Raw genomic sequence first — 23,447 nt, 5'->3', positions numbered from 1 at the left:
TATTCGATGTAAGTGACATCCTTACGCTTGTTTTTGGAGATTTTGCCGGTGTTTTCCGGGATTTTCACTAAAAAATCGTAGTACATTTTTTGTACCTCATAAGTTAGAAATCCTACTCAATAAGTATAGCAAAAAATCCGCACATTTGCAAGAGAAATGTGCGAAAAACGTTGATTTTATAAAGAAAAAACCAGTTTGATAATATAAGAAATCAGATTGAGTATGACAATTCCTGGGAAGTTAGCATAAATACATATGTTGTCTTCCATCCAGACCACGATGTCGACCCTCTGGTGACTTTGGGATTTCGGTGCTCAATAGCTATCCCTGTTATCTTGCTGTCTACGCTTAGCCTGCAACGTTACCACGGCAGACTCAAGACTCGCTTCAAATGCTGTGGTTAGCAACTTATTTGATGGGGCTTCCACCCACCGGACTATATACCCTTACCTGGACGCACGGTCTGACCCCAATGTTGACCCCAATGTTCCTAAACTGTCCGTTTATACACCGGTGCCTCTTTTTCTTCTAAAAGACTCCTAACGGTATTTCTGGACATTCCAAGTATTTTTGCAGTTGCTCGTTTTGATCTTGTCTGTTTATAAACTCGCTGAACAGCTGCCCAATCTTGCAAATCATACACCTTCTTTCAAACCTCCTCTCTTGTATTGGTGCATACAGAGAGAAGTGTATCGTTCTCTATCGGGTGGGTCAATTCTGAGTATTAAATTTTCAAGGTACAGTGTAATCAAGACCAGTTCTACTTACTCATTGCCACTGCTGTTGGTGGGTCAATTTTCCTCGTTAAAACTGGGTCAGTTTTAAGTATAAATCAACATGGGGTCTGATTCCAATGTGTAGCAGAATAAAAAACGAAAAAACAGATACGGATGATTACCTACTTACGACCATGAATACCCTATTGGCACGTAAACGAAAAAAGAGCCCGACGCATCAGGCTCTTTCAAGATGTTGTCCGAAGACGACCACCGCAATTCATAGCTATAATATACCACACGAAATAAAATTATGCAAGAATTTTTAAGAATTGCTAATGAAATTTTGTAGCTGATTCAAATGTGCCCTCTGCTGAGTCCCAAGAATTTGATTACAAATATTCGGAGAAATCTGCGTTCTTAATAAATCTGTGCACTCAACAAAGGAACTCACAAATTGCTTGCAAGCTGTTTTGGTTTCTCCCATCTTTCTTAGCATATAAGTAATTAGGATTATGTAAGCATCAATATATTTAAAGTCAAGTCCTGTAATTCCTACCTCTGCTTCAAGCAGCGCGTTAAGGCGTCCGTTTATTGTACTTGTTTGAAACCGGGTGTCAAAAATAGTGTTATTATGCGCAACTGCATTCCGCAAATCCTTGATAGCATAAATCATATATTCGGTGATTTTTCCATCCGCATCAAGATTACTTGGTAAGTGAAGAATACTTGAAGTTTTTAATTTGATATTTAAATTTGAGCAGGCAAAAAAGGTTCCAAACTCTCCAAGCGCCAGAGACTCAAAAACAGCCCAGATAGGAATTGGGCGATCTGAATCAAAGAAATGATTGACTGTTTGCTTCTTATTTGAGTAATCACGCAAAAGTGCATTGTTAATTTTTCCCTTAAGATTCATCCGCTTAACATATTGCTTATGATATTGCTTACTTCCAGGAGCATAGGATTGGTAAGCTGTGATGGATTTATTAAAAATGACATCAAGATTTTCCGATTTGCTGTCTTGAAGCACAGCTTCAATCACATAACTTTTCAATGCATTTTCAATAAACATTACTTTCGGATAAATTGTGGTTTTTAGCTGCATATCAAATTTATTTAATGCTATAACCTCATCCAGAGACGAAAAAGGGATACGATGGTTTGGGTTGCGAATGAAACGGTACCCCTTGTATCCGTGGTAATAGCCAATATTTCGTAAAAACTGTGCCTGATTGCTTTTAACTGTAATCTGATGATGATTTCTCAAATATTTCATAAGCTGATTAATTGACAGCATATTTTATCCTCCTGGCTAAAAATATATCCATATTATAGCACTCTTGAGAAATATATAAAAGATAAAAATTATAAGGGGCTACTCCGGGTACATACATTGTGAACTTCTTCCAGTTTTTTCCGCCTAAATCGAGTATCTCTATATCTGTGACTCAAAATAATTCTATTGTTCCGTCTAGCTATATTCATAGGTTCCGACTCAAATACCCACTGAAAATTCATATTATACTTTCTTTAGAAAACTTTTAGGATATGTTCACTTATTTTATTGGTATTTCATGGGGTCTGACCCTAGTGACCGCGAAGTGCAGCAGCAAGAATACCAGATGATTCTTCATTCCAATCAAGGATCAGTTTATGCTTCAAAGGCATATAACGATCTTCTTCCAATGTATGTGACAAGATCCATGTCCAGAGCAGGAACTCCAACCGATAATAGCGCAATGGAATCCATCAATGGCTGGATCAAAGCAGAGCTTTTTATGGATTTTCATGTCACAGGTGAACGACTGGTTCACGATGAAGTAGATGAATATATCAGGTTCTTCAATGAAGAACGTCCGTCTTATGCCCTTAGCTATCTTACTCCGAAGCAGTACCGTGAAAAGTATTCGACATAATCTGTTCATAGATTCGGATTCAAAGACAAATACCAGACACCGCATTAGCGACTTGCCCTTGACATGTAGCCGTAAAGAAACGCTATAAAATATGTTGACTAGTGCAGACCAATTTTGGGGTGGTATTCACATGCTGTCATTTTTTATAAAACACCGGCATTTCGAATCAAGTGAAATTAGATATTATTTGCACTTTTGCCGAATAGTTTTGACAGGTTAGTTTCTGGATTACAAAATCAATGATAAAATCCACATCAAAACAAACCAAAAGATAAACGGGTTATTGGAAAATGGGGTTGTTTGTCAAGGGTTTTTATGTTCTTGTCAATGCGAGTATTTTAAGAATCTCAACCATCGAATATTCTCTAATTTCAAAATGATAAACGTGGCAAGGTGGCAGCATATAACAGTTATTATAAAATTAAGCCACGAGTAATTCAAACCAATTAAGTGAGAAAATACTCCCGAAACAATCACTACTAAAGAGGCGTGGAGTGGATATGTAACAGTACTAATTGTTCTTAGTATTTTAGAGTATTTACAATTAATATCAATATCTTTCATCAATGCGAAGATGCAAAATACTAATGGCGCCAAAAAAATATAGCAATCATTATTATTAAAGCCACCCAGTTTAATAACTACTGTCCATTCAATCCAGAGGCAAACTGCAAAAACAACTACGCCTGTTATCAAAATTTGTTTACTAAAGGCTGTCTTACCCTTTAATTCTGTAAATAGCTTACCTATATACATCCAAAATGTTGCAACCGGAAAACTAAACACAGGTGATGTAAAAATTGATTCATAGTAATATACTATATTACTTATGACATCATTCCCCTCCAAAAGAAAATAATAACTTGATCTAAGACAACATATGATATAGACCACTGACAATACCGGTAACATAATTTTCCAACTAATCTTTCTTGTAAAGAAGAGGATTATAACAGCCCATACCGAGGCAATAATAAACCATGACGCAACAAAAGTTGAGGAAAATAACAATTGTGGAATAAACGTTTTAAAAAAGGCAATTAATCCGCCATCAAGCCAAGAACACCTTACATAAACTGTTATAGGAAAAAGTAAAATAAACCAAAATAAATATAATTGAAGATTTCTTTTAATATAATTCTTAACTAAATTACTTGCACGTTCGTCACCCTCCGCTTTAATCCTATAAAACAAAATATACGAGGAGATAATGAAAAACAATGGCACGGCAAGTCTTAACCATGGATATAAAATATTGGGAAATAGAGCTGAGTGTATTGCCACTATCATTAAAGATAAAATATATTTAGAAATATCTAATGTACTGCTATACTTCATTGGCAGTTTACCTTCCTTTATTTTTTGATTTTACACGCTGTTTTACCCAGAGTAACTCCTAAGTATTTGATCTTTTCTCCAATCGTCATAAAAACACTTTTAGATTCTTGCTTTTGACCCTTTATGAATTCATTATTGCGGGTATATAAAATCTTCCGTGTCCACACTTATGAATACAGTTTACTCCTCCCCATGCAGAATTTTCATTTTTACGAGAAGGGCTTTTAACTCCTGCTTATAATAAAATTGGGGATATAATTCCCTGATTGTCTTTGTAAAACCATGGTTTAATTTTGAAAAAAACGCATCCCTTTTATCTGGTGCTATTGATGGATGTCTTAATTGATGATTCGCATCAACCGCTTTATCCAAATCCACATCTTTTAAAAACATTCCAGACTCATTAACAAGTTCAATACCTTTCTCGGTCTGGCACAAGAGCAAAGATACTCCTTTTTGCTGCTCATATTCAGCAAGTTCTGATCCCCATGAATCGCCAATAGTTATATCAGAAACGCGTTCTGTGCAAGCATATTTACATGAATAACAATTCTCTGTATAGTCAAGACTTGACAAAAAAGCAAAGGTGTAACAGTCTTGAACTCTCGGAGGTGAAATTCTCACTTCATTAGAGCTTAATCCAAATATAGTTTTATTTCTAAACCTTATATTCTTTAACTCATCCATAGTAATACCTTTTTCCTTCAAGTACATATCTAATAATTGAGGAGAAGGTGTGCCATGGCAAATCAAATCTACCGTATAAAGATTATCATTGTCTTTTGTGAAGTTTCTTGCCGCTGCACATTGGCATGGCAAGCCGATGAAAAGAACCTTTCTTCCAAGTTTAACTCTTTTGTTGATTTCTTTATATACTCCGATAGGACTACTTTTTATATACTTTGAACCAGAATATTTTTCTTTATCACCATTGTCAAACTCAAAGATAAACTTGCCTTCTTTAAACACACAAGAGCAAATATCGCTATCAAATGAATTTATAAGTGCTGTTGCTGCCCCACCTGAAGAACTGTTCTTCCTTATTTCATCTTGAGCCCAACCTTCATACCATTTGATTGGTTTTTTCAGCACAGGAGCATTATTAAACTGGCATACATTATGGCATAGATTGCAATTTATGCACTTTGAATCGTCTATTATAGCATTATATTCTTTCAGCGTATCACTAATATGAATTGCCTGTTTTGGACATATATCAATACATGCCATACATCCTGAACACATATTTTCATTACATACTGTTTTCATGATTTTTAAACCTTCCTTACAATTGCTTGGAGAATAGGCAGCCATGTCCCCTTAAAAGAATATACAATTATAAACGTAATAAGTATTTGTATCATTAATGACCAAATATTATCAAAATACATCATCACGCCAGAAACTACCAAGGCAATTGTGCCAAGCAAAAACTCAAAGGTTACTACTTTATAATGTATATATTTTCTAGTGTGAAATGCTCGAAATGTAAATACCGCAATATAACTAACGCAGGTAGCAAAGGCAGCTCCATAAACGCCAATTCCCGGGATAAGCAGAAAATTTAGAACTATATTAAACAGTGCACCAAATGTACCTGAAATCAAGAAGCCCTTGCTATCTTTGTGAACTATATAGCTAGTTGACATAAATGTTCCTAATGTCATGAATACACACCCGATAATCAAAAAAGGGGTATACTTCCAAGCTGAATAATAATCCTCCGCCACGTATACTTTCAAAAAGGGTTTAATAGTTAACATCATCAATATACCAACAACCATAATGATAGCAACCATTGACTTAAACACTTTATTATTGTATGATTCTTCATCCTCAGCACCTTCTTCTCTAATTGCCGAGTAACTCCACGCTTGATTAAATATTCCAGTGAAAGTCGAAATCAACGTTGGTAATTTATATGAAATTGCATAGATACCATTTGCAGCAGCTCCTATCATACTAGTAACCATAACATGATCAGAAGAATTCATTACCCACCACATAAAAGAGTTTGGTATTAATACTATAGAATACTTTAACATTTCCGTCATCTTTTGTTTATCAAAACATGCGGTAATAGCTCTATAGCCCTTGCCAATTAGTAAAGCATAAACTGCGACAATAGCATTGGCGATTATATATGCTAATAGGTATCCGGCAATTCCCAATTTAAATACCAACAAAAACAGAATATTAAAGCCTGCTATTAGTAAGGTGTTTAGGACATTTCCTATACTATATTGAATTAATAGTTCTTTTCCCCTTAAATCACAAAGAAAAAACTGGCTGGATGCAGAACAAATTACATAAAAATAGACAAGAACACTTAGCGAAGATATTTGATTCCATAGTCCACATAATGGAATTAATATCAATCCAAACAGTATGCCAAAGAATAAAATAACAATACCTATTTTTGTGATTTTATCCTTATCTGCGTCTTTATCCAGGTTAAAACGCATTACGGCTTCCATTATATTTAATGTTATGATTGGTACAGCAATTGTCGAAATTGTAACAACCAAATCAACAGTTCCATACTCTGATGTTGTTAAAACATTTGTATATAATGGAATAAGAAAAAAGGAGATAACTTTTGTTGCAAAATTTCCTATGGTAAAAATTGCTGTATTTTTAAATAGATATTTTGTTCTACTCTCCATCTATATATTTCTCCAAGTATTTATAGGTATTATTTCTTTCGGTTTCTATAACTTTTTTTATTGCTTCAGACTCTTTTTCCAAACTATAAACCGATTTAAGCTGTGACAAATCATCTACCAGATGACTTTCAATACCTAATCTCTTTATTAAATCACTGAGTTTATTATAGTTACTTTCTCTTGTAATCACTGCAAATTTATTCGCATACTTTGCCGAAAAGATTGTGCCATGAAAAGTATCTGTGATAACAAAATCGGCGTTTTGAAATACTTTTAAACATTCAAATGGATTACAGGCAATAAATTCTTTGCACCAGGTTTGACCGCCTTGAACAGCTATTGGTGTTAAATTACGAGAATTACAAAAATCCAATATCTTGCTAATCTCATCTTGCTTATAGAATCTATACGGATAGCTATATATTACACAGTAGTGTTTTGGTAGACTAGGAATTTCACTTTCTTCAACCTCTTTATCAAAATCATAAATCAATACAGGATCAAAATGGCTAGATATATTTTTAATGCCAAAATGTTTTACAAATTCGTAAGTATTGGCGTCTCTTACAGAAAAGCCTCTAATCCTTTGAAAAGCATTACCTATGCTTTCCTTTATAGCATTAGGAAGATTTTCATATTTTGTTGCGCCACAGGAAGCTGCATATGTAATGATAGCGTCAGACTCTGATACGTTGCCAAACAACTGTGATGTATAACCCCACCATCCAGCATTCAGGCAATTGAATACTTCATCCGAACCAATAATACATAGATCATAATGGGCTGATTTACGATCAATATCAAGATATTCTCTTCGAAAAAGATCACATTTTTTCACAAATGCTTTATTAATTATCCTATTTCGGACGAAAGTTAATACACTTCTATTAAATAGTTTTTTCAACTTAGATTTTCCATCATTATCATGATAATCTGCATTCTCATTAGGAAGAAGTTTGTGATCACCATCAATGAATTTAATATCTAAAAAATCAACATTACCTCCAAATTCTTCCAAAATTTTTTTCAGTCCGTATGCCTGCAATAAAGAACCGTAATTATCAACTTTTTGCATAGATAAAATACATATTTTCATATAATCCTCCCTCATAAAATGGAAATTTCAGCAAATCTTTCATAGTATGTATCGTTCATAATACAAACAATCAACAATAAAGAAGAAAACGGCACAAATGTTATATCTCGTCTTCTTAACTAATAAGAAACTTTGTAATTTCAATAACATGCATATTAGGTAATGTCTCATACGCCTCTGTCATTTATGTTTCATTACAAAATAAGCACACTTCTCTGTATTAGTTTATTCCTAAAATACTAGGGTGTGTTTCTAAAATACCTAGTGTTGAGTGATGATACAAGCTAGACAATCCAATTGAATAATTATACCTTGCCCGAGAATCACCGTGCAAGTTTGTTGAAACGCATAGCCACTCTACGATAATCTTTAAATTTCATAAAGAAGCGCTCTACCAAGTGCCGATCTTTTTAGCGGAAATAGCCACATTCCCAAGGCCTTGATAAACCCTCTTTGGCAGCATGCAATACTCAGCAGACCGGACAAAGATATAATTCCAATTTTCAGTAGAACCATATACCTTGTCTGCAAAAATTACATTTTTGGAAATATCGAACTAATCCAATACTGAATTCATCATAAAGCTATCATGGGCTTGCCCTCCTGTTAGCATCAAGACACAACAATTGCCCAATCCATCTACAAATGCATGAATTTTAGTGGATCGTCCTCCACGACTAACACCAATAGACTATTTTTGGACGCTATCTACGTCCCTTTTTTGTTCAATCGCTGGCTTTATCTGATTTGATATTAGGTGCCATACATGCATAAACCCTATATGTCTACATCTTATCGAAATTGGACAAGCAATGCTTTTAGTTTGCCATTCTTCTGCCACTGAGCAAAACGCTTATACCACAGTCTCCCATGTTCCATAGCATTCTGGTAAATCACTCCAGGAACACCAATTTTCAAGATCCATTTTACACCATTGAACAGTTCCGGTTGCCTGCTTGCGGCCTTCCCATCCACTTAGCCTTATTTCCTAAATGGGGTTCTATAATTTTCCATTGTTTATCGATAACTTCATAACGTCGATCCATACCAATCACTCTTTATTTAGTATAAGGAGAGATCCGACATCAGATATTGATTCTCCTTTTGGTTTTGTGAGTTTTATTTTGTATCTGTCATGGATTCGACTTTAAAAAACACTCTAGTTGTGCATTATACTAGTTATATGCCTTTTTAATAAATACTTTACTCCAAATGCTATTTTTATTCCTATTTGTCCAAAATAAGAAGATATATATAATAACTTTAGCATAGTTGTTAAATTTTCATCTCTTAGTACCAAACTCCTATAATCTAAAAATTTAGAATCAACGAAAAACTTATGCGATTACATTTTGTTATCCGAAAGTCTCTTGCAGTCAATGTGTTGAAATATGCACTCTGCGCCCCAAGGGGATGTAGACAAGGGAGTGGAGTGTTCAGAAACCTATGCCTGTTGCGTGATACTGCTTGTCTCATAATCTCCAACAACACAAACATTTTCATTGAGCCAAAATGTCCAATAAATATTAAAAATATGTGTTAGTTTAGAAACCTGGACCATGTCCGTAGTATTGGTCATATTACCTAGTATAATCGCAACATCAAAGAGAGATGTGTCGAAAGACTATGAGAAAAACTGAATTGCTAAGCATGATCGGGCAGTTGAGTGAGTACCAGGTGGAGCAGATTCGGAAGATGGCAGAGGAATTACTTATCGTTTAGGATGATCTGAGTGATACAACACCCAAAAGTTACACTGCTCCAACAGCGCTTCGGCATGTTTCGTCAAGAAGGGCTTCTCTGGTAGGAAGCAGCGGTTTCAGTGCATGGCTTGCCGAAAAAAGTTTATCTATGATGCCGGCAAAATCACCGCATACTCTCACCAGAGCGAGGATAAATGGGCGGTGTTCATTGAGGACACGCTTTCTCTGAAAACGCTGGATCAATGCGTCGAGCATATCTCTGTCTGCCATACAACCGTATTTTTCATGCCCAGAAGCTACTTGTCTTTCTGGAAAAAGCGGCACAGGATGATATGCTGAGAAGCTTGATTGAAGTGGATGAAACCTACGTCCTGGAAGCACAAAAGGCATCCATGTAACCGGGAGAAAGCCCAAAAAACGCAGAGAAACCGCAACAAAACGAGTCCTTTCCAGCGAGTAAATGTGCACTTGCGTTGCTGCTGACAGGGATAACAACGTTGTTGCCGGATGCGTAAACCGAGCAAAACCGAGTGCTGAGAATATCGAAGATGCAATCGGTAATCGGATTGCGGAGAACAGTATCTTTCAGTGCAATGGAGCTACTACTTACAATAAGCTGGTGGAAAAAAAGCATTGTGTGAAGGTAGTTCTGAATTCTCACACTGACTATAACAAGGTATACCATCTGAATACGGTCAACAGCCTACATAGCAAATTGTAAGAAATGCTGGAACATTTCAATGGAGTTTCCACTAAGTACCTTAACCAGTATCTTGCGATGTTCGTCTCTCTCGAACAGGAAGGGCAGTCCCTGTTTCATCCTGTGGTGGACACTGTGAGAACTATTCTCTCGAAGGTAAATGCCACGCTGCCAATCCGTTCACTCCGCAGCGAGGGCCTTTTGACAATCTGACGGATAGGTCGAGATATTTAAACTAATACGTAAAAATAAACTTAAGCGTCCAAGAGTTGTAATTATTGCACTGACAAGCTTCGTTCTGGATTCTCCAATAAATTATTTTTAAAAGTCTCCAAATGTATACGGATAAATCTGATTATCGCCCTTTATCTGATTTTGGTATATAAATACAATCAATAAATAGATTATAAGAAAGACGCATTTGAAAATTCTGTTGTTCATTATTTTATTCACTTTGCAAATTCTCGCATAGGACATACACCTAAACATTACAAAGTAAAGCGCGATTCTATATAGGGTAGAGACAAAAACCGTCATCAGAGTCGTCATTAACTCCATAAGAACCATAAGAAGATAAAAATCGCCCTTATTCGCTCGTTCAAATGCTTTCATCTTATTAAATTTTGGTTTTATAAAACTTTTAAAATCTAACAAAATCAGGAATAGAAAAGGCAATCTAATTAAAATAGCATTTAAGCTAAATGCAGCATCAATATCTTTGATTAAATACCTTTCCATTTTTGCGTTGAAAATTCCGAAATTGATAAAAAGAGTTAACAATTCATTAAATGAATACATCGCCAGAATGACACCAGCAATCATCAACACCTTAATATATGGCTTATTATTGGTTTTCAGTATCAATGACAATGCATATATTGCTATGTATATTATGGCTGTAGTGTGGAAAAAGGAAGCCACAACTACTCCGAGAAAAAACTTAATTGTCTTCCCGTCTTTAAGAAAATGTAATGACCAAAATCCTATTGCGAGTGCTAATGATTGTCTCATTGCATTATACGTGTTTCCATATAACAAACACAGAAAACCTAACCATGATAAAGTCAGTGGAAATTCATCACTATAATGGACCAGTCCTGCCATCACAAAACCGTAAATGATCAAACCTGTAAGGAAATAGAGCATGTGTGGGGAAGTCCCCAGTAATGCAGATATCCAACAGAGTGTTAAGTACAACGGCTCTATTTTCGTAATACGCTGAATTGTTTGAAACAACGGAGCGCCATTATCGAAACGATAGAACAAATCATTTCCGTAAGCCATGATATCTGTTCCAATGGAATAATCTCTTAGTCCAGCTAAAATTGAAACCGTTAGCACACTTAGTGAGAGGTAAAAAAAAGATTTACTTATTTTCAGCTTCTTCCTTTTCGTGGAACTTAAAATATGTTTTACTTGCAGTGTTATATCAGAAGCGATTACATGTTTTTTTGTCCAGAAATTATCAGATGTAGCCACCTGAAAAGTATTATCGCTTTTACACAGATACCGTTCACCGACATAACAAAACAAACACGAAATTAAAAATGTAATATAATAAGGTGTCATTCCATTTTACTCCAATCTCCTATACATCCTCATTCTTCGTATTAAACCTTTATTCTAGATCAACTTAACTTGAAAGTTTCAAAAACTTTCCAAGCCATAGGCTTGCTGATAGAAAAACACACATAAAATAATAGTGTCTCTTTCGGCAGCCCCTTTTTACTTATCTTAGAAATATTTTTTGAAATCACATTAAGATTTTTTCTTGAACTCATATCTTTACATTTGTATTTTAGCTTTAAATACGTTTTCATACTTTGGTTCATATATCTAGTATTATTCTCAATCTTAAACTCCGGAAAATATTTATTTCCATAATTATAGGCCTCAGTTTCTCCTTTATACGCATCCAGAATAAGTTTCTGTCCCCCTTGACCCATAATGCTGCCATTCCTGGTATAGTAGTAATAAAAAACTTGCTTAATTGCAATCGCACGTCTAGCCCTTCCAAATAAAAGATAACTACATGCCATGTCCTCCGCAAGTCGTCCTTCGATAAAACGAACGTCTGTGAACAAACTATTTCTATACGCTTTATCACACACCATATGGGTGAAATCAGTTCTGTTTATGTAATTTCTAAAAAGCTCATTTCCTTCCACAATCTTCACAGTATTTTGTTCTTCTACTATCTCATTCTTAGTTTCATCATCATAAACTCTTTTGAATTGAAAGGAAATAATATCAACATCTGGCGCAATGTTTTTAACTATTTTTTCGCATGTCAACTCCGAAATATAGTCATCTGAATCCACGAACATAATAAAATCACCTGTGGCGATGTCTATACCTGCATTTCTTGCACTAGAAAGTCCTCCGTTTTTCTTATGTATAACTTGTATTCTTCGATCTATTTCCGCGTATTTATCACACAGCTGAGGACACAAATCTGTAGAACCATCATCAACCAGTATAATTTCAAGATTCTTATACGTTTGATTTAATATGCTACTTATGCATCTATCAAGATATTTTTCAACATTGTACACCGGTACAATGATGCTGAACCTTACATCATTCATAACAATTCTCTCCTAAATAATGTTCTTTATCGCCGGCAGTCTCTTTACAAGCCATGCTGATATAAAAGACAATACAAATACAACAGCAAACAGCACAACAATCCCGATTCCAATCGGCATCGATAGTGGGTTGATTTTCAGCACTTTATAAATCAAGTTAATCCAAAATGGGTGTATCAGATATATTCCAAACGAATATTGCGATACCGCTTGTACCAAATAAGTGGTTTCTCTGTGCTCAAACACAATCTTAATTAACATAAACACAGATACCGACTGGATCAATGTCAAGATCTCACCTGACGCGTGATTGACAGCCGCAACTTCGTTGTGCACTACCAAGGAATATGTCTCGATTCCAATCATACCGATAGTTGCGATACCCCCCGCTATGTAAATCGGCCTCTGAAACAGCTTTGAATCATTTGGAATGGTTGAAATATAGTAGCCTATAATGAGGTAAGTTACATACTCATTGACAGGCATAAAGGTTTTAAGATCTGTTCCACACAAGGTGTTGACAGTCGGAATCAGGAAGTTTCCAACAAACAATACAGCAATAAAAATTCTGATTGATTTTCTATTTTGTACCCGGATAAAATCCTTCAGTGGCATCATTATAATGTATATTGGAATCAGAGCATATATGTACCACATATGAGACCATGTATTGCCTTCCGCCGTGTTCAGCAATGCTCTACCTAAAATCCTTGCATCTATTGTCTTCTCTATGAAGACTAACTCCATTAGAGCATAGACAACTCCAAAAGTCAGAAGAACCAAAAGCATTCTCCAGATATACTTTCCTGTTTTTTTAACACTAATTTGTTTATCCGGATTAAGTAGTAAAGCTCCTGAAACCATAATAAAACAAGGAACAGCCCATTTGACAAGCATATAACAATCACTAAAGACTGTATAATTAAAAACCCCCAGCTCTTCAACGGTATAATTGTTATTCAGAGTCATAACTATATGCAAAAATACGACCGCCAATGTTGCAAACACTCGTATATACTCTATATATGGCAGTTTAGCCTCATATGACATTTTGTCTTCTATTTTAATTCCAAGCACTTCCCTCTTTTCCTCCCCAGAATTCCTTTACAAACTTTACGCCTACTGTATGTGTCATTTTTTAATCTGAACAAAAAGGCACAGCGCTCTTCTCGTTAACTCGTATCCTATTACCCTACGTAGTTTATTGACTTTTTTTACCTTATTACACATATCGTGCTTAAGCAGCGGCTCAAGATTTTTCATTTGCCGAAGGGTGTCCTTATCCTTTACATTTGCTGATACCCCTAATGTCACCGCATATTCGTATGCATAATAAGAACCAAGGAGCTTTCCTTTTTTCCTATCCGGATATTCCTTAGCCTGTTTGTAGCCCTTTGCACAAAGCTCAATTTTATCAGCTACAAGTTTCTCTGATTTTTTACTCGTTATAGAACCACTACGTTGCTGTCTATAAGAATAAAACGGTTCTTTATAAAAATCGAACCTTGTCGAGTATAGCAATAAAGTTCCACACCAGTCCATATCCTCACTGAGATATCCTTCTTTGAAACGTATCAGATGCTCATCTATAACAGATTTTCTAATTACTTTGTTCCATGCGGCAGCACGATAGATATTGTTTTCCAACATATATTCAATCGCACAATTTGCATTGGTATCTATGATTCGATTCCGATCAACTTCAAGATTTAAGATGTAGGTGAATCTATTCTCGTCTTCATAGAAACGTTTGGCCGGGAACACAAGCAGGTCTGCGTCTGTTTCAGCCAGATTATTATGAATATGCTCTAAGGCTGTATTATCGTCCCAATAATCATCACTATCTAGAAAAATAATGTATTTACCTGCTGCAATATCAAGGCCAGCATTTCTGGCGCTTGACAGGCCTCCATTATTTTTATGAACAACTTTTATTCGAGAGTCAGCATATGCATAACTATCACAAATCTGACCGCATCTGTCCGGTGAGCCGTCATCAACGAGAATCAATTCAAAATCGTCGAATGTCTGGCACAATACACTGTCAACGCACTTATTAAGGTACTTCTCCACTCTATATATCGGTACAATAACACTAAACTCGGGCATCTTAATCACTCTTTTACTTTCTGTTTCATTCGTCTATAGTTCTTTTCTGGAATAATGACTCCATGCAATATGGAGGCGACTTCGCACAACGCGAAGCGCGGAGCTTTTCGGATCATGGCGGTTATTAACTTTACTAAACCGCTACGTTTATCCTCCTGGAGAGGTACTTCCTTCCATGGAGACATTTCCTTATACTGAAGAAACTGCTTTAAGAACGGGTGTTGATTCCCTTTTATCCATGGTCTTAATCCATCCAGAAAGCATGTCGTGAAATGCACCAATCCAGGATGCTGGACAGATAGGTCATATTCTTCTTTACTATAAAACGCCTCTGATCCTGAGCGGCGAATCCTCAGCACCTGCTCATAAGTTGCATAGAAATAGATGGATAGAACATTATATCTCATTGGCAACTTCATTTTTTTGCTCTGTTCAACAACGCCATTCAAAACATCCTGATCCAGATACGCCAAACTGCTTCCATATTTCGTTATATAATCTGTAAACTTCTTTTCATAGCTACCAGCACGAACTTCGTCCAAATTCAGGAAGACGATGCCTCCGTTCAAATAATAATCGCCACTGGTTTTTCCAACATTCTTTCTATATCGGTCATTAATGCACTCCAGCATTCCGCCAAAGACTTTACCACTCATATCTGCATTCCAGAGCGGCTCTATCGAATCTAAAATGATGGTATCACAATCAATATTCAGCACCTTGTGAACAGTTTCTGGCAATGCGCTTGCCATATATAGTCGACCAAATGTGCTAATATTCCATCTCCTTGTATCTATTTCCTGACCTGTAAGTTCTTTCATATCAGGCATCGGAACAAAAGATATCTGCCTTTTGTAGTTGTTCGCTACCTCCACCAGCTTATCTTTGTTTTCTGCTGAGATATGATTATCCATAATATAGATATGTATCCTGTCACAGGACTTATTATTTTCCAATAGTGAAAAAATCGATATTCCTGTCAAAAAAGCATAACTATCACTGCTTGAATATAATATGTCCATCGATTCCTCCCCCCTTTTCTTTCTGCTTATTTGATTCCATTTTTGAGCTTATATTCTGACAATGTTGGCCAGCTTTTATCTTTTTCTGTTGCAATTACCTTTTCCACGCCATATTCTTTTAATGGCCAGGGAATATTTAACTCCGGATCATCCCACCTGATACCGCCACATGCTTCTGGAACATAGCTGCCGGAACACTGGTAGGAAAATACAGTATTGTCAGTCAATGCTATAAAACCATGCGCAAAGCCCTCTGGGATAAAAACAATCTTATTGTCCTCCGCCCTAAGAAGTTCTGTGTGGTATTCCCCAAATGTTGAGGAATCTTCTCTTAAGTCTAACGCCACATCAAACAACACACCCGATATCACATGAATGAGCTTTGCTTGAGAATCAATAGTTTGGTAATGTAAGCCTCTTAATGCACCTTTTTTTGAATACAAATCACTTGACTCGGTAAAGGTGCAGATTACTCCATTTTCCTCGAATATGTTTCTCTCATAGCATTTCTTATATAGCCCACGGTCATCCGGATACATATGTGGCTGAATTACAAGAAGATCCGCAATCTTTGTTTTCTTGAATTCAAATGCCATAATTCTTAATCCTCTGTTTTCATGGAGTTGTAAATATCAAGTATTCCGTCCCTGTGATTACGAGGGAAATCATATTGAATTACACTCTGAAGCTTTTTATTGTTTCCAGCAAATACCATTGCTTCACCTTTTCTATACGGAATACTGCCGAAGTCTACAAGCGATACATCAAAGCCACAGACATCGACAATCTCCATTATGAAATCTCTAACACTGACTGGATTATCAGAACAGATATTGTAAATCTCGTATGGTTTATACTCCGATTCTGAGAGGCAGATAATCGCCTTTACGAGATCTTTCACATTTACAAAGTCTCTTATCTGTTCCCCGGGAGTAGTCTTCACCTTCTCGCCCTTCATACAACTAGCAATGATTGAGGGTGCCAATCTTGTCGGACCTTCTCCTTCACCGAATACGCCAAAAGGCCTCACATTTATCATGTTGACATGCTGATTTTTCGCATAGCCCGTAACAAGATTCGTAGATGCGTTCTTTGAAATCGCATATAACGACTCTGGACGACAATCCATATCTTCCGTCAAAAGAACATCTCCGTGGTCTCCATATTCAAAGCAAGAGCCAAAGTTCACTAGAACGCCGCTACGATTTTCTTTGGCGAAGTCTACCAGCTGGCACCCCATCTTTATATTGACATCACAAATCAGGTTAATATCATGAAAGTCTGGCCTGACGCCTACTGTCGCAAGATGAAAGATTCTATCAAACGATGGATATGCAGTTGTATTTCTTAGCATATACTGCAAATCATCAATAATTTCTATATTTGAATTAATAGTGTATAATTTTTCTCGACTCATTGAGTCGCCTTTTTCAATCAATGCGTAAACCTTATGTTGCTGTTTTATCAATTCAGCAACCAGCTTTGAACCTATAAAGCCAGCTGCTCCAGTCACCAGTATATTCTCCATAGTTTCCCCTTTTACGATCTCATAAAACTATTAATCTGCTCGTCCATACAAACCCGGATGTCGCCACCATTGGCCCAGCACTTGCTCCACTCCACTACCATCTCAATGGCGGTATCCAGATTCCAGTGGGGCTTCCAGCCAAAAGTCGCCTTCAACTTAGAGCAGTCCAACTTCAGGAAGTTTGCCTCGTGGGGGCCACCGTCATAGCGGTTCACCCATTTCATGCCCTCTCCCCACTTGCTGACGAACAGATTCACCAGAGCCCCCGTCTGGAAACAGTCCACATCCTCAGGGCCTACATTATAGTAACCAGCGTATTTACCGTCATCATACTGCATCGCTGCAATCATTAAATATGCATACAGAGGCTCCAGAACATGCTGGTAGGGCCGAGTGGAGAACGGATTGCGTACCACGATGTCATCATGCTTCATTGCTGCTCGAATGCAGTCAGGGATGATGCGATCATTGGCAAAGTCACCTCCGCCAATCACATTCCCTGCCCGGGCCGTGGAAATCGCAACACGACCATCCGCAAAGAAACTGTTCTTGTAGGAATGCGTCACCAGTTCCGAGCAAGACTTGGAGTTGGAGTAGGGATCATATCCATCCAGCTCTTCATTTTCACGATAGCCCCATGCCCATTCTTTATTCAGATAGACCTTGTCTGTGGTCACATTCAAGAAAGATCTCACACAATCGCTGTTACGAACACATTCCAGAATATTCACTGTACCCATGACATTAGTTTCATATGTATAGGCCGGATCTTTGTAACTGTCACGGACGATGGGCTGTGCCGCCAAATGGAGAACAATCTCCGGCTGTGCCTCATCAAACGCTGCCTTCAGCACCGGATAGTCCCGGATATCACCGATGACAGAGTGAACATCCTGATCAATCGCTGCAATCTCAAACAAGGACGGATTTGTTGGGGGATTCAGGGAGTATCCTGTGACAATCGCGCCAGCATTCCCCAACATCTTACAGAGCCATGAGCCTTTAAAACCCGTGTGCCCGGTGACAAATACTTTCTTTCCTTTATAAAAACTCAAATCGAAATTCATTTAATCCTCCCAAATCTTCCAAGGTGCTTCTCCATTAGCCCACAGTTTTTCTAACTTCTGTTTTTCTCTTAAGGTATCCATACACTGCCAAAAGCCTTTATGAACATATCCGGCCAGTTGACCACCTTCAACCAACTGTGTCAACGGCTCCTTTTCAAAAATCGTGCTGTCACCCTCGATATAATCAAAGATGGTGGGCTCAAAAACCATATAGCCAATATTGATGAGATTGCCGTCAAAATCTGATTTTTCTCTAAAAGCTTTGATATTACCATCCGAGCCAACATCAACGATGCCTTTTGTCTGACCAAAGTTATACATTGACATTGTTCCGATTTTCCCATGCTCAATATGGTATGCTAGCAGTTCATCAATGTTTATATCTCCAACTGCATCTCCGTAAGTCACCATGAAGGTTTCATCACCGACATAATCTTTTACTCGCTTAATGCGTCCTCCCGTTTGCGTACTGAGTCCTGTATCCACAACCGTAACCTTCCAAGGTTCTGCGTGCTTATTATGAATAATCATCTCATTGCCCTTAGTAAAATCAAAAGTAATATCAGACGTGTGAATAAAATAGTCTGCAAACCACTCTTTAATCACATGCTGCTTATATCCGGCGCAGATAATAAACTCATTTACTCCATAGAAAGAATATTCTTTCATAATATGCCAAAGGATAGGCATTTCTCCAATTTCAATCATCGGCTTTGGTTTCAGATGGGATTCTTCGAAAATACGTGTACCAAATCCACCCGCTAAAATAACTGCTTTCACCTTATCCTCTCCTCTTCTGCTTATCTATTTCTAATCTCCAAGACTATTGCCATTACCAGGATTCCTATCACATATATCGATTAAATCAAATGGCATATCTCTCTAGTCAAATTCTCTACCTGGAAGAATTCCTTTCACTATCTGATCCATTAAAGTAACTGCCACACAGAGCATTCCAGCTTTCCACTTTTCCAAGAACTATCACACTACTCAAGCCCAACAAAAAATACTCCAGAAAGTGACCAAGTTTTCTCACCAGTATGTGGTTATTCCACAAATTGGTCTTAACTAGACTATTGATCACATTTCAATAATCGCCTGTTTATTCTCAGTTAGTTGTTTAAATCCAGCTCTGTTTTGAAACGTTAATCCAAATATCAGGAGTAACGATAATATGAGCGGGATATATCTTAAATATCTCTTTATCCTTACCTTCTCATCCCAAACACAACTGCTTTAACAGTCATGAATATAATCTTCCAATCACACAAAAACTACTTTCTACTAAGTATTTCATATCAAGCTTCATCCAGTAATCAAAACTGATATCATTTCTATTCGGTGCTATTTGCCAATAGTAGGTAAGACCAGGTGTGATATACATTCTCTGTCTCTAGATATCAATATACTGCTCAACCTCCCTTGAAAGAGCCGATCTTGTGTCCACAATGCTCATATCACCCTTTAAAATGTTCCAAAGCTGAGGAAGCTCTTCTAATTACTTTTCAGCATCCATATACATAGAGCGAAATATATACATATAGAACTTCTTGCCATCTCGTCCACAGTGAAGTTGTATAAAAATCGGATTGTCATGTGGATCATCAATCAATACTGCAAGAGCTGTAAGAAGTAGCACAGGACTTAAAACAATCATTGTTAATCCGCTAAAGTACGCATCCCGCCCTCTTCGTAATGCTCAATAACCCTTGTAGCTACAGAGCTCCTGTTTTCTATCAAAAAACTTTTATTCCTTCTTCCATGTCAAAATCGGTACTATTGACATCCATATAACTCTTATCTCCTCATCTTTTGTCTTTCTCCCACACTCTCCTGCGTGGATCTCTCCCTAACTCCACTTTTCTTCTCTCCCACTCAACCCCATTCACCCAGTGTCCTATACCCTTATCTTTTCTCCCCTTTTAAACTTCCTATTTAAACCTAATCTTTCAGGGAGGGGGTTGGTGAAAGTGGTTATAAATAGTACATATAAGGTAGGGTGGAAAGAATGAGAGACTAACCAGTAATGTATGGCGAGCATACAAATATACAGTGTATAGCTGTCTTTAATGGTGCAGCGAGTGCTAAACCCTGCAGTATTGTGAGAATATCAAATCTACCAGACAAGTCTTCGCCAATGGAATGTAAGCATTCCAACTACCCTCGCTACCATAATGGGTATTTGCAACACCATTTCTTCTATTGTTGTTAAAATCAGTTTCGGTATCCACCTCAAAAGACTCCCCATATTTTTCTCTGTATCTATGTATGCTGCAAATATCGTCAGTCCGATTTGCACCAAAGCATATCCGACAAACGCCACCAAAAAAAAAAGGAAACATATTCTTGTCTATCAGCAAAACCGTATAAATCACCCAAAATATCGGTCCAAGTAATTCAACCATAAGCTGATAGCACATTGTTACGAGTCCCAATAGTCCATAGCGTGGGTTGGCAATCAAATTATGGTGCTTGATGAGACAATCCATCAAGCCTCTTTGCCACCTGTCCCTTTGATGCAGTAATCTTTTGATGCTATGTGGCACTCCGGTATAACAGACAGCAGTTGGTTCATAAACAATCTGTTTCTTTGATTGCTGAAAGCCTTTATTTATCATCCTTATCTCCTCTGCTATAGTTTAACGACATTCCGGATCAAACAGTGGATAGGTTCTCCCCGTCCGCTATCATCATTTTCTCACACCGATCCATCCTTTCTAATCACCACCATTACCGTTTTCAGCAATATCTTCAAATCCAACCCAATATCCCAATTCTCAATATATTCTTTGTCTAACTTCACCACTTCCTCAAAATCCGTAATATCACTTCTTCCACTAACCTGCCACATTCCCGTAATCCCCGGCTTTATCGCCAGCCGTGCCCTGTGATGTAATTCATAGAGATTCGTTTCTGATATTAACGGTGGCCTGGTTCCCACAATGGACATATCACCTTTCAGTACATTGAAGAACTGAGGAAATTCGTCAATACTTGTACGCCTTATAAAATCTCCAATACCCGTCTTCCGAGTCCCATCCGGCATAACCTTATTCCCAATAACCCGAGGATCGAAATCCAGCTTAAACATTTTTCCATCCCCTAATTTGTTATCCTTCATCAGCTCTGCTTTTCGTTCTTCCGCATCCATGTACATGCTACGGAATTTATACATCTTAAACTTCTTTCCGTTCTTTCCCACACGCTCCTGAGAAAAAAAGATGGGTCCCGGTGATGCAATGTAAATAGCCGGTGCTACAAAAACAAACAGGATTGCGGTAAAGATGCATCCTACCAGCCCTCCTGCTATATCCATCAACCTTTTCAAGCAAAGCTGACGGGCTGACGCATAATTAATGCTTGTAGTCAACACTGTATAATTGCCGATTTTTTCCACAAACTGCCGTTTCCCTGATTCACTGTTAATCTTTGCCAGATTCAGGTGCACGGTCACACCAGTTTCCGAAAACCGTTCCAACAGTTTGTCCGGATAAGGAATTTCTTCTGGTGTAACCACCAATACCTCATCAATCCATTCCCGGCATACGTATTCCGCAGCATTTTCCGCATTGGCTACAACCTGAATTCCCGCAATCTTTTGACCAGTCAGATCACGGTCAAGCAGAACTACTCCGGAGATCACATATCTGGAATAATTCTGCTCCTGAACATTATGGATTACTTTTACAGCCATCTTCTCAGTGGTTACAATAAGCAGAGAATGATTTCCGACTTCCTTTCTCCTGCTCTGTAAAAATCTTTTCCACAGAATTCTGGTAATATAGGCTAACAGAGTATACAGCACAAATGTCAAAATCATAGCCAGTCTGGAATACATCTGCCCTTGCTGTATGAGGAACAGATAAAGGACAGACACAGCTCCCATCACGATGCTCTGATAGGCAGTGATCAGAAACTCCCTGTAATATCCTCTCTTCAGCACATTTCTCAGAGTGCCAAGCAGAAAAAGAACTGCAAGGTCTGCCACTTCTATATAAATTGACATATTCCGATAAAGCATGGTCTGATAGGGATTAAACCCATATCCGCTTAATCCGTAAGCCAGCACAAAAGCCAGCTGCAGACAAATCATATCCAACAGGATAAAATCCCAATGCTTCAGCCATCCATCCGTATCTTTTCTATACACGTTTTCATATTCTCCTTCTTGTTACGTTTTCTCCCTCTTTATGATTGCGTCTGACACAGTCATTTAACTTTTGGAAATAATTTCCAGACCTACATAGAGTGTCTGTGTACCCTCTCCAGCCGGCACTTCCAGCCTGGCCAGTCTCTTGTGTCGGTCAATTTTCCTGATCAGGGATTCCTTGCCCTGCAGGGGTCCCTGGGTAACATGGGTCTGTCCCTGTCGGATATGTCCTTTTGAAAGTGACATATGCTTCTCTTCCCCAAAGAGCTGCGCAAACAGTCCTTTCTGTTCCGAAGATAAGCGGATCATACGGCTGTCAGGACATTTATCATGAAGTTCCTGTTCCAAAGCGTCCGGATCTTCGCTTTCCAGAAAGATAATATCCGGAAATGCAATCCCCTGTTCCACATGCCACTGCCCCTGGTACCGTTTCATCCGATCATAAGTAGGCACGAAAGCGTCCTCCAATGCACGGGCAGAGAGGCTTTGTCTGCAGATTCTGGCAAATTCTGTGGGGTTTTGTTCTCCACAGTCGCATAAGTACCAGATGACGATCACTCCTTTTTCGCAGATTTCGACAGGATTCGTAGAGTATTTTACTCTACGAATCTGGTTTCAGACTTTTCTAGTCCCTTTCAACTCTCTTTATTTTATATACCGTAGCACAATTTGTCAACATTTCTGTGACGAATCTGTGAAATTCTTCTGTTTATGACAAATTTTTTTAACAAACAGAGGGAGTTTTTATATGGTTTTTAATCTATCCTTGCAAAAATCATGACCAAAGTGGGCTGACTTGGGTGCTATTTGCCGTTGCAATTATGGTCAGACAGCTGTCGCGCAACTAT

At 37.7% G+C, this 23,447-nt stretch carries 21 protein-coding genes and 1 pseudogene; 2 read left to right on the top strand and 20 right to left on the bottom strand.

The window, feature by feature from the left end; translation table 11 throughout:
• Positions 1 to 1,041: 1,041 nt before the first annotated feature.
• On the bottom strand, positions 1,042 to 2,013 hold the full coding sequence (locus ACTNDS_RS15880) for an Abi family protein (RefSeq protein WP_441036761.1): 972 nt from the start codon (positions 2,011 to 2,013) through the stop codon (positions 1,042 to 1,044).
• A gap of 304 nt (positions 2,014 to 2,317) precedes the next feature.
• Between ACTNDS_RS15880 and ACTNDS_RS15875 the strand changes: the two genes are divergently transcribed.
• A complete protein-coding gene (locus ACTNDS_RS15875) occupies positions 2,318 to 2,632 on the top strand; it encodes an integrase core domain-containing protein (RefSeq protein ID WP_441036760.1) in 315 nt (104 codons plus the stop codon).
• Between the two features lie 324 nt (positions 2,633 to 2,956).
• On the opposite strand, the gene ACTNDS_RS15870 is transcribed toward ACTNDS_RS15875, so the two are convergent.
• From ACTNDS_RS15870 to ACTNDS_RS15845, 6 genes are all read right to left on the bottom strand, one after another.
• Complete coding sequence (locus ACTNDS_RS15870; RefSeq protein ID WP_441036759.1) at positions 2,957 to 3,970, bottom strand: acyltransferase family protein; 1,014 nt, start codon at positions 3,968 to 3,970, stop codon at positions 2,957 to 2,959.
• 180 nt (positions 3,971 to 4,150) lie between these two features.
• The gene (locus tag ACTNDS_RS15865) at positions 4,151 to 5,239 is read right to left on the bottom strand and encodes a Coenzyme F420 hydrogenase/dehydrogenase, beta subunit C-terminal domain (protein ID WP_441036758.1); all 1,089 of its coding nucleotides are present in this window, start codon (positions 5,237 to 5,239) and stop codon (positions 4,151 to 4,153) included.
• A 5-nt stretch (positions 5,240 to 5,244) separates the two neighbouring features.
• The gene (locus ACTNDS_RS15860; protein WP_441036757.1) at positions 5,245 to 6,636 is read right to left on the bottom strand and encodes an oligosaccharide flippase family protein; all 1,392 of its coding nucleotides are present in this window, start codon (positions 6,634 to 6,636) and stop codon (positions 5,245 to 5,247) included.
• Positions 6,626 to 7,732 (bottom strand): polysaccharide pyruvyl transferase family protein, encoded by a 1,107-nt coding sequence (locus ACTNDS_RS15855; RefSeq protein WP_441036756.1) that lies wholly within the window; start codon positions 7,730 to 7,732, stop codon positions 6,626 to 6,628. The genes ACTNDS_RS15860 and ACTNDS_RS15855 overlap by 11 nt, the downstream gene beginning before the upstream one ends.
• A 792-nt stretch (positions 7,733 to 8,524) precedes the next feature.
• Positions 8,525 to 8,707, bottom strand: a complete 183-nt coding sequence (locus ACTNDS_RS15850) for a hypothetical protein (RefSeq protein ID WP_441036755.1) — start codon at positions 8,705 to 8,707, stop codon at positions 8,525 to 8,527.
• A gap of 776 nt (positions 8,708 to 9,483) precedes the next feature.
• Positions 9,484 to 9,690, bottom strand: a complete 207-nt coding sequence (locus ACTNDS_RS15845) for a hypothetical protein (RefSeq protein ID WP_441036754.1) — start codon at positions 9,688 to 9,690, stop codon at positions 9,484 to 9,486.
• Here ACTNDS_RS15845 and ACTNDS_RS15840 point away from each other — a divergent pair.
• The gene (locus ACTNDS_RS15840) at positions 9,678 to 9,833 is read left to right on the top strand and encodes a hypothetical protein (RefSeq protein ID WP_441036753.1); all 156 of its coding nucleotides are present in this window, start codon (positions 9,678 to 9,680) and stop codon (positions 9,831 to 9,833) included. The genes ACTNDS_RS15845 and ACTNDS_RS15840 overlap by 13 nt on opposite strands.
• 623 nt (positions 9,834 to 10,456) lie before the next feature.
• Here the strand turns inward: ACTNDS_RS15840 and ACTNDS_RS15835 are convergent.
• The 13 genes and pseudogenes from ACTNDS_RS15835 to ACTNDS_RS15775 form a co-directional block, all read right to left on the bottom strand.
• Complete coding sequence (locus tag ACTNDS_RS15835; RefSeq protein WP_441036752.1) at positions 10,457 to 11,704, bottom strand: EpsG family protein; 1,248 nt, start codon at positions 11,702 to 11,704, stop codon at positions 10,457 to 10,459.
• A 59-nt stretch (positions 11,705 to 11,763) separates the two neighbouring features.
• The gene (locus ACTNDS_RS15830; protein ID WP_441036751.1) at positions 11,764 to 12,723 is read right to left on the bottom strand and encodes a glycosyltransferase family 2 protein; all 960 of its coding nucleotides are present in this window, start codon (positions 12,721 to 12,723) and stop codon (positions 11,764 to 11,766) included.
• Between the two features lie 12 nt (positions 12,724 to 12,735).
• On the bottom strand, positions 12,736 to 13,800 hold the full coding sequence (locus ACTNDS_RS15825; RefSeq protein ID WP_441036750.1) for an acyltransferase: 1,065 nt from the start codon (positions 13,798 to 13,800) through the stop codon (positions 12,736 to 12,738).
• A 54-nt stretch (positions 13,801 to 13,854) separates the two neighbouring features.
• Positions 13,855 to 14,832 carry a glycosyltransferase family 2 protein gene (locus ACTNDS_RS15820; RefSeq protein ID WP_441036749.1) on the bottom strand — a complete coding sequence of 326 codons (978 nt, stop codon included), beginning with the start codon at positions 14,830 to 14,832 and terminating at the stop codon, positions 13,855 to 13,857.
• A 5-nt stretch (positions 14,833 to 14,837) separates the two neighbouring features.
• Positions 14,838 to 15,854, bottom strand: a complete 1,017-nt coding sequence (locus ACTNDS_RS15815) for a glycosyltransferase family 8 protein (RefSeq protein ID WP_441036748.1) — start codon at positions 15,852 to 15,854, stop codon at positions 14,838 to 14,840.
• A gap of 26 nt (positions 15,855 to 15,880) precedes the next feature.
• Complete coding sequence (rfbC, locus tag ACTNDS_RS15810; RefSeq protein WP_441036747.1) at positions 15,881 to 16,450, bottom strand: dTDP-4-dehydrorhamnose 3,5-epimerase; 570 nt, start codon at positions 16,448 to 16,450, stop codon at positions 15,881 to 15,883.
• Between the two features lie 5 nt (positions 16,451 to 16,455).
• On the bottom strand, positions 16,456 to 17,382 hold the full coding sequence (locus ACTNDS_RS15805) for an NAD-dependent epimerase/dehydratase family protein (RefSeq protein WP_441036746.1): 927 nt from the start codon (positions 17,380 to 17,382) through the stop codon (positions 16,456 to 16,458).
• An 11-nt stretch (positions 17,383 to 17,393) separates the two neighbouring features.
• Positions 17,394 to 18,449 carry a CDP-glucose 4,6-dehydratase gene (gene rfbG, locus ACTNDS_RS15800; RefSeq protein WP_441036745.1) on the bottom strand — a complete coding sequence of 352 codons (1,056 nt, stop codon included), beginning with the start codon at positions 18,447 to 18,449 and terminating at the stop codon, positions 17,394 to 17,396.
• The gene (gene rfbF / locus ACTNDS_RS15795) at positions 18,450 to 19,229 is read right to left on the bottom strand and encodes a glucose-1-phosphate cytidylyltransferase (protein WP_441036744.1); all 780 of its coding nucleotides are present in this window, start codon (positions 19,227 to 19,229) and stop codon (positions 18,450 to 18,452) included. It abuts the gene before it with no gap.
• 613 nt (positions 19,230 to 19,842) lie between these two features.
• Positions 19,843 to 20,127: pseudogene (locus ACTNDS_RS15790) on the bottom strand (sugar transferase); the annotation flags it as partial.
• 406 nt (positions 20,128 to 20,533) lie between these two features.
• Positions 20,534 to 21,067 carry a glycosyltransferase gene (locus ACTNDS_RS15785; protein WP_441036743.1) on the bottom strand — a complete coding sequence of 178 codons (534 nt, stop codon included), beginning with the start codon at positions 21,065 to 21,067 and terminating at the stop codon, positions 20,534 to 20,536.
• Positions 21,068 to 21,147: 80 nt separating this feature from the next.
• Positions 21,148 to 22,599: a sugar transferase gene (locus ACTNDS_RS15780; protein WP_441036742.1), complete on the bottom strand. Its 1,452-nt coding sequence runs from the start codon at positions 22,597 to 22,599 to the stop codon at positions 21,148 to 21,150.
• Between the two features lie 63 nt (positions 22,600 to 22,662).
• Positions 22,663 to 23,052, bottom strand: a complete 390-nt coding sequence (locus ACTNDS_RS15775; RefSeq protein ID WP_441036741.1) for a hypothetical protein — start codon at positions 23,050 to 23,052, stop codon at positions 22,663 to 22,665.
• Between the last annotated feature and the right edge of the window lie 395 nt (positions 23,053 to 23,447).

Origin of the sequence: Blautia sp. HCP3S3_C12, assembly GCF_052064155.1 — a bacterium.
Classification (GTDB): Bacteria; Bacillota; Clostridia; order Lachnospirales; family Lachnospiraceae; genus Blautia_A.
Note: the sequence above shows the minus strand (reverse complement) of the source record. Positions and strands in the feature narration are given on the sequence as shown.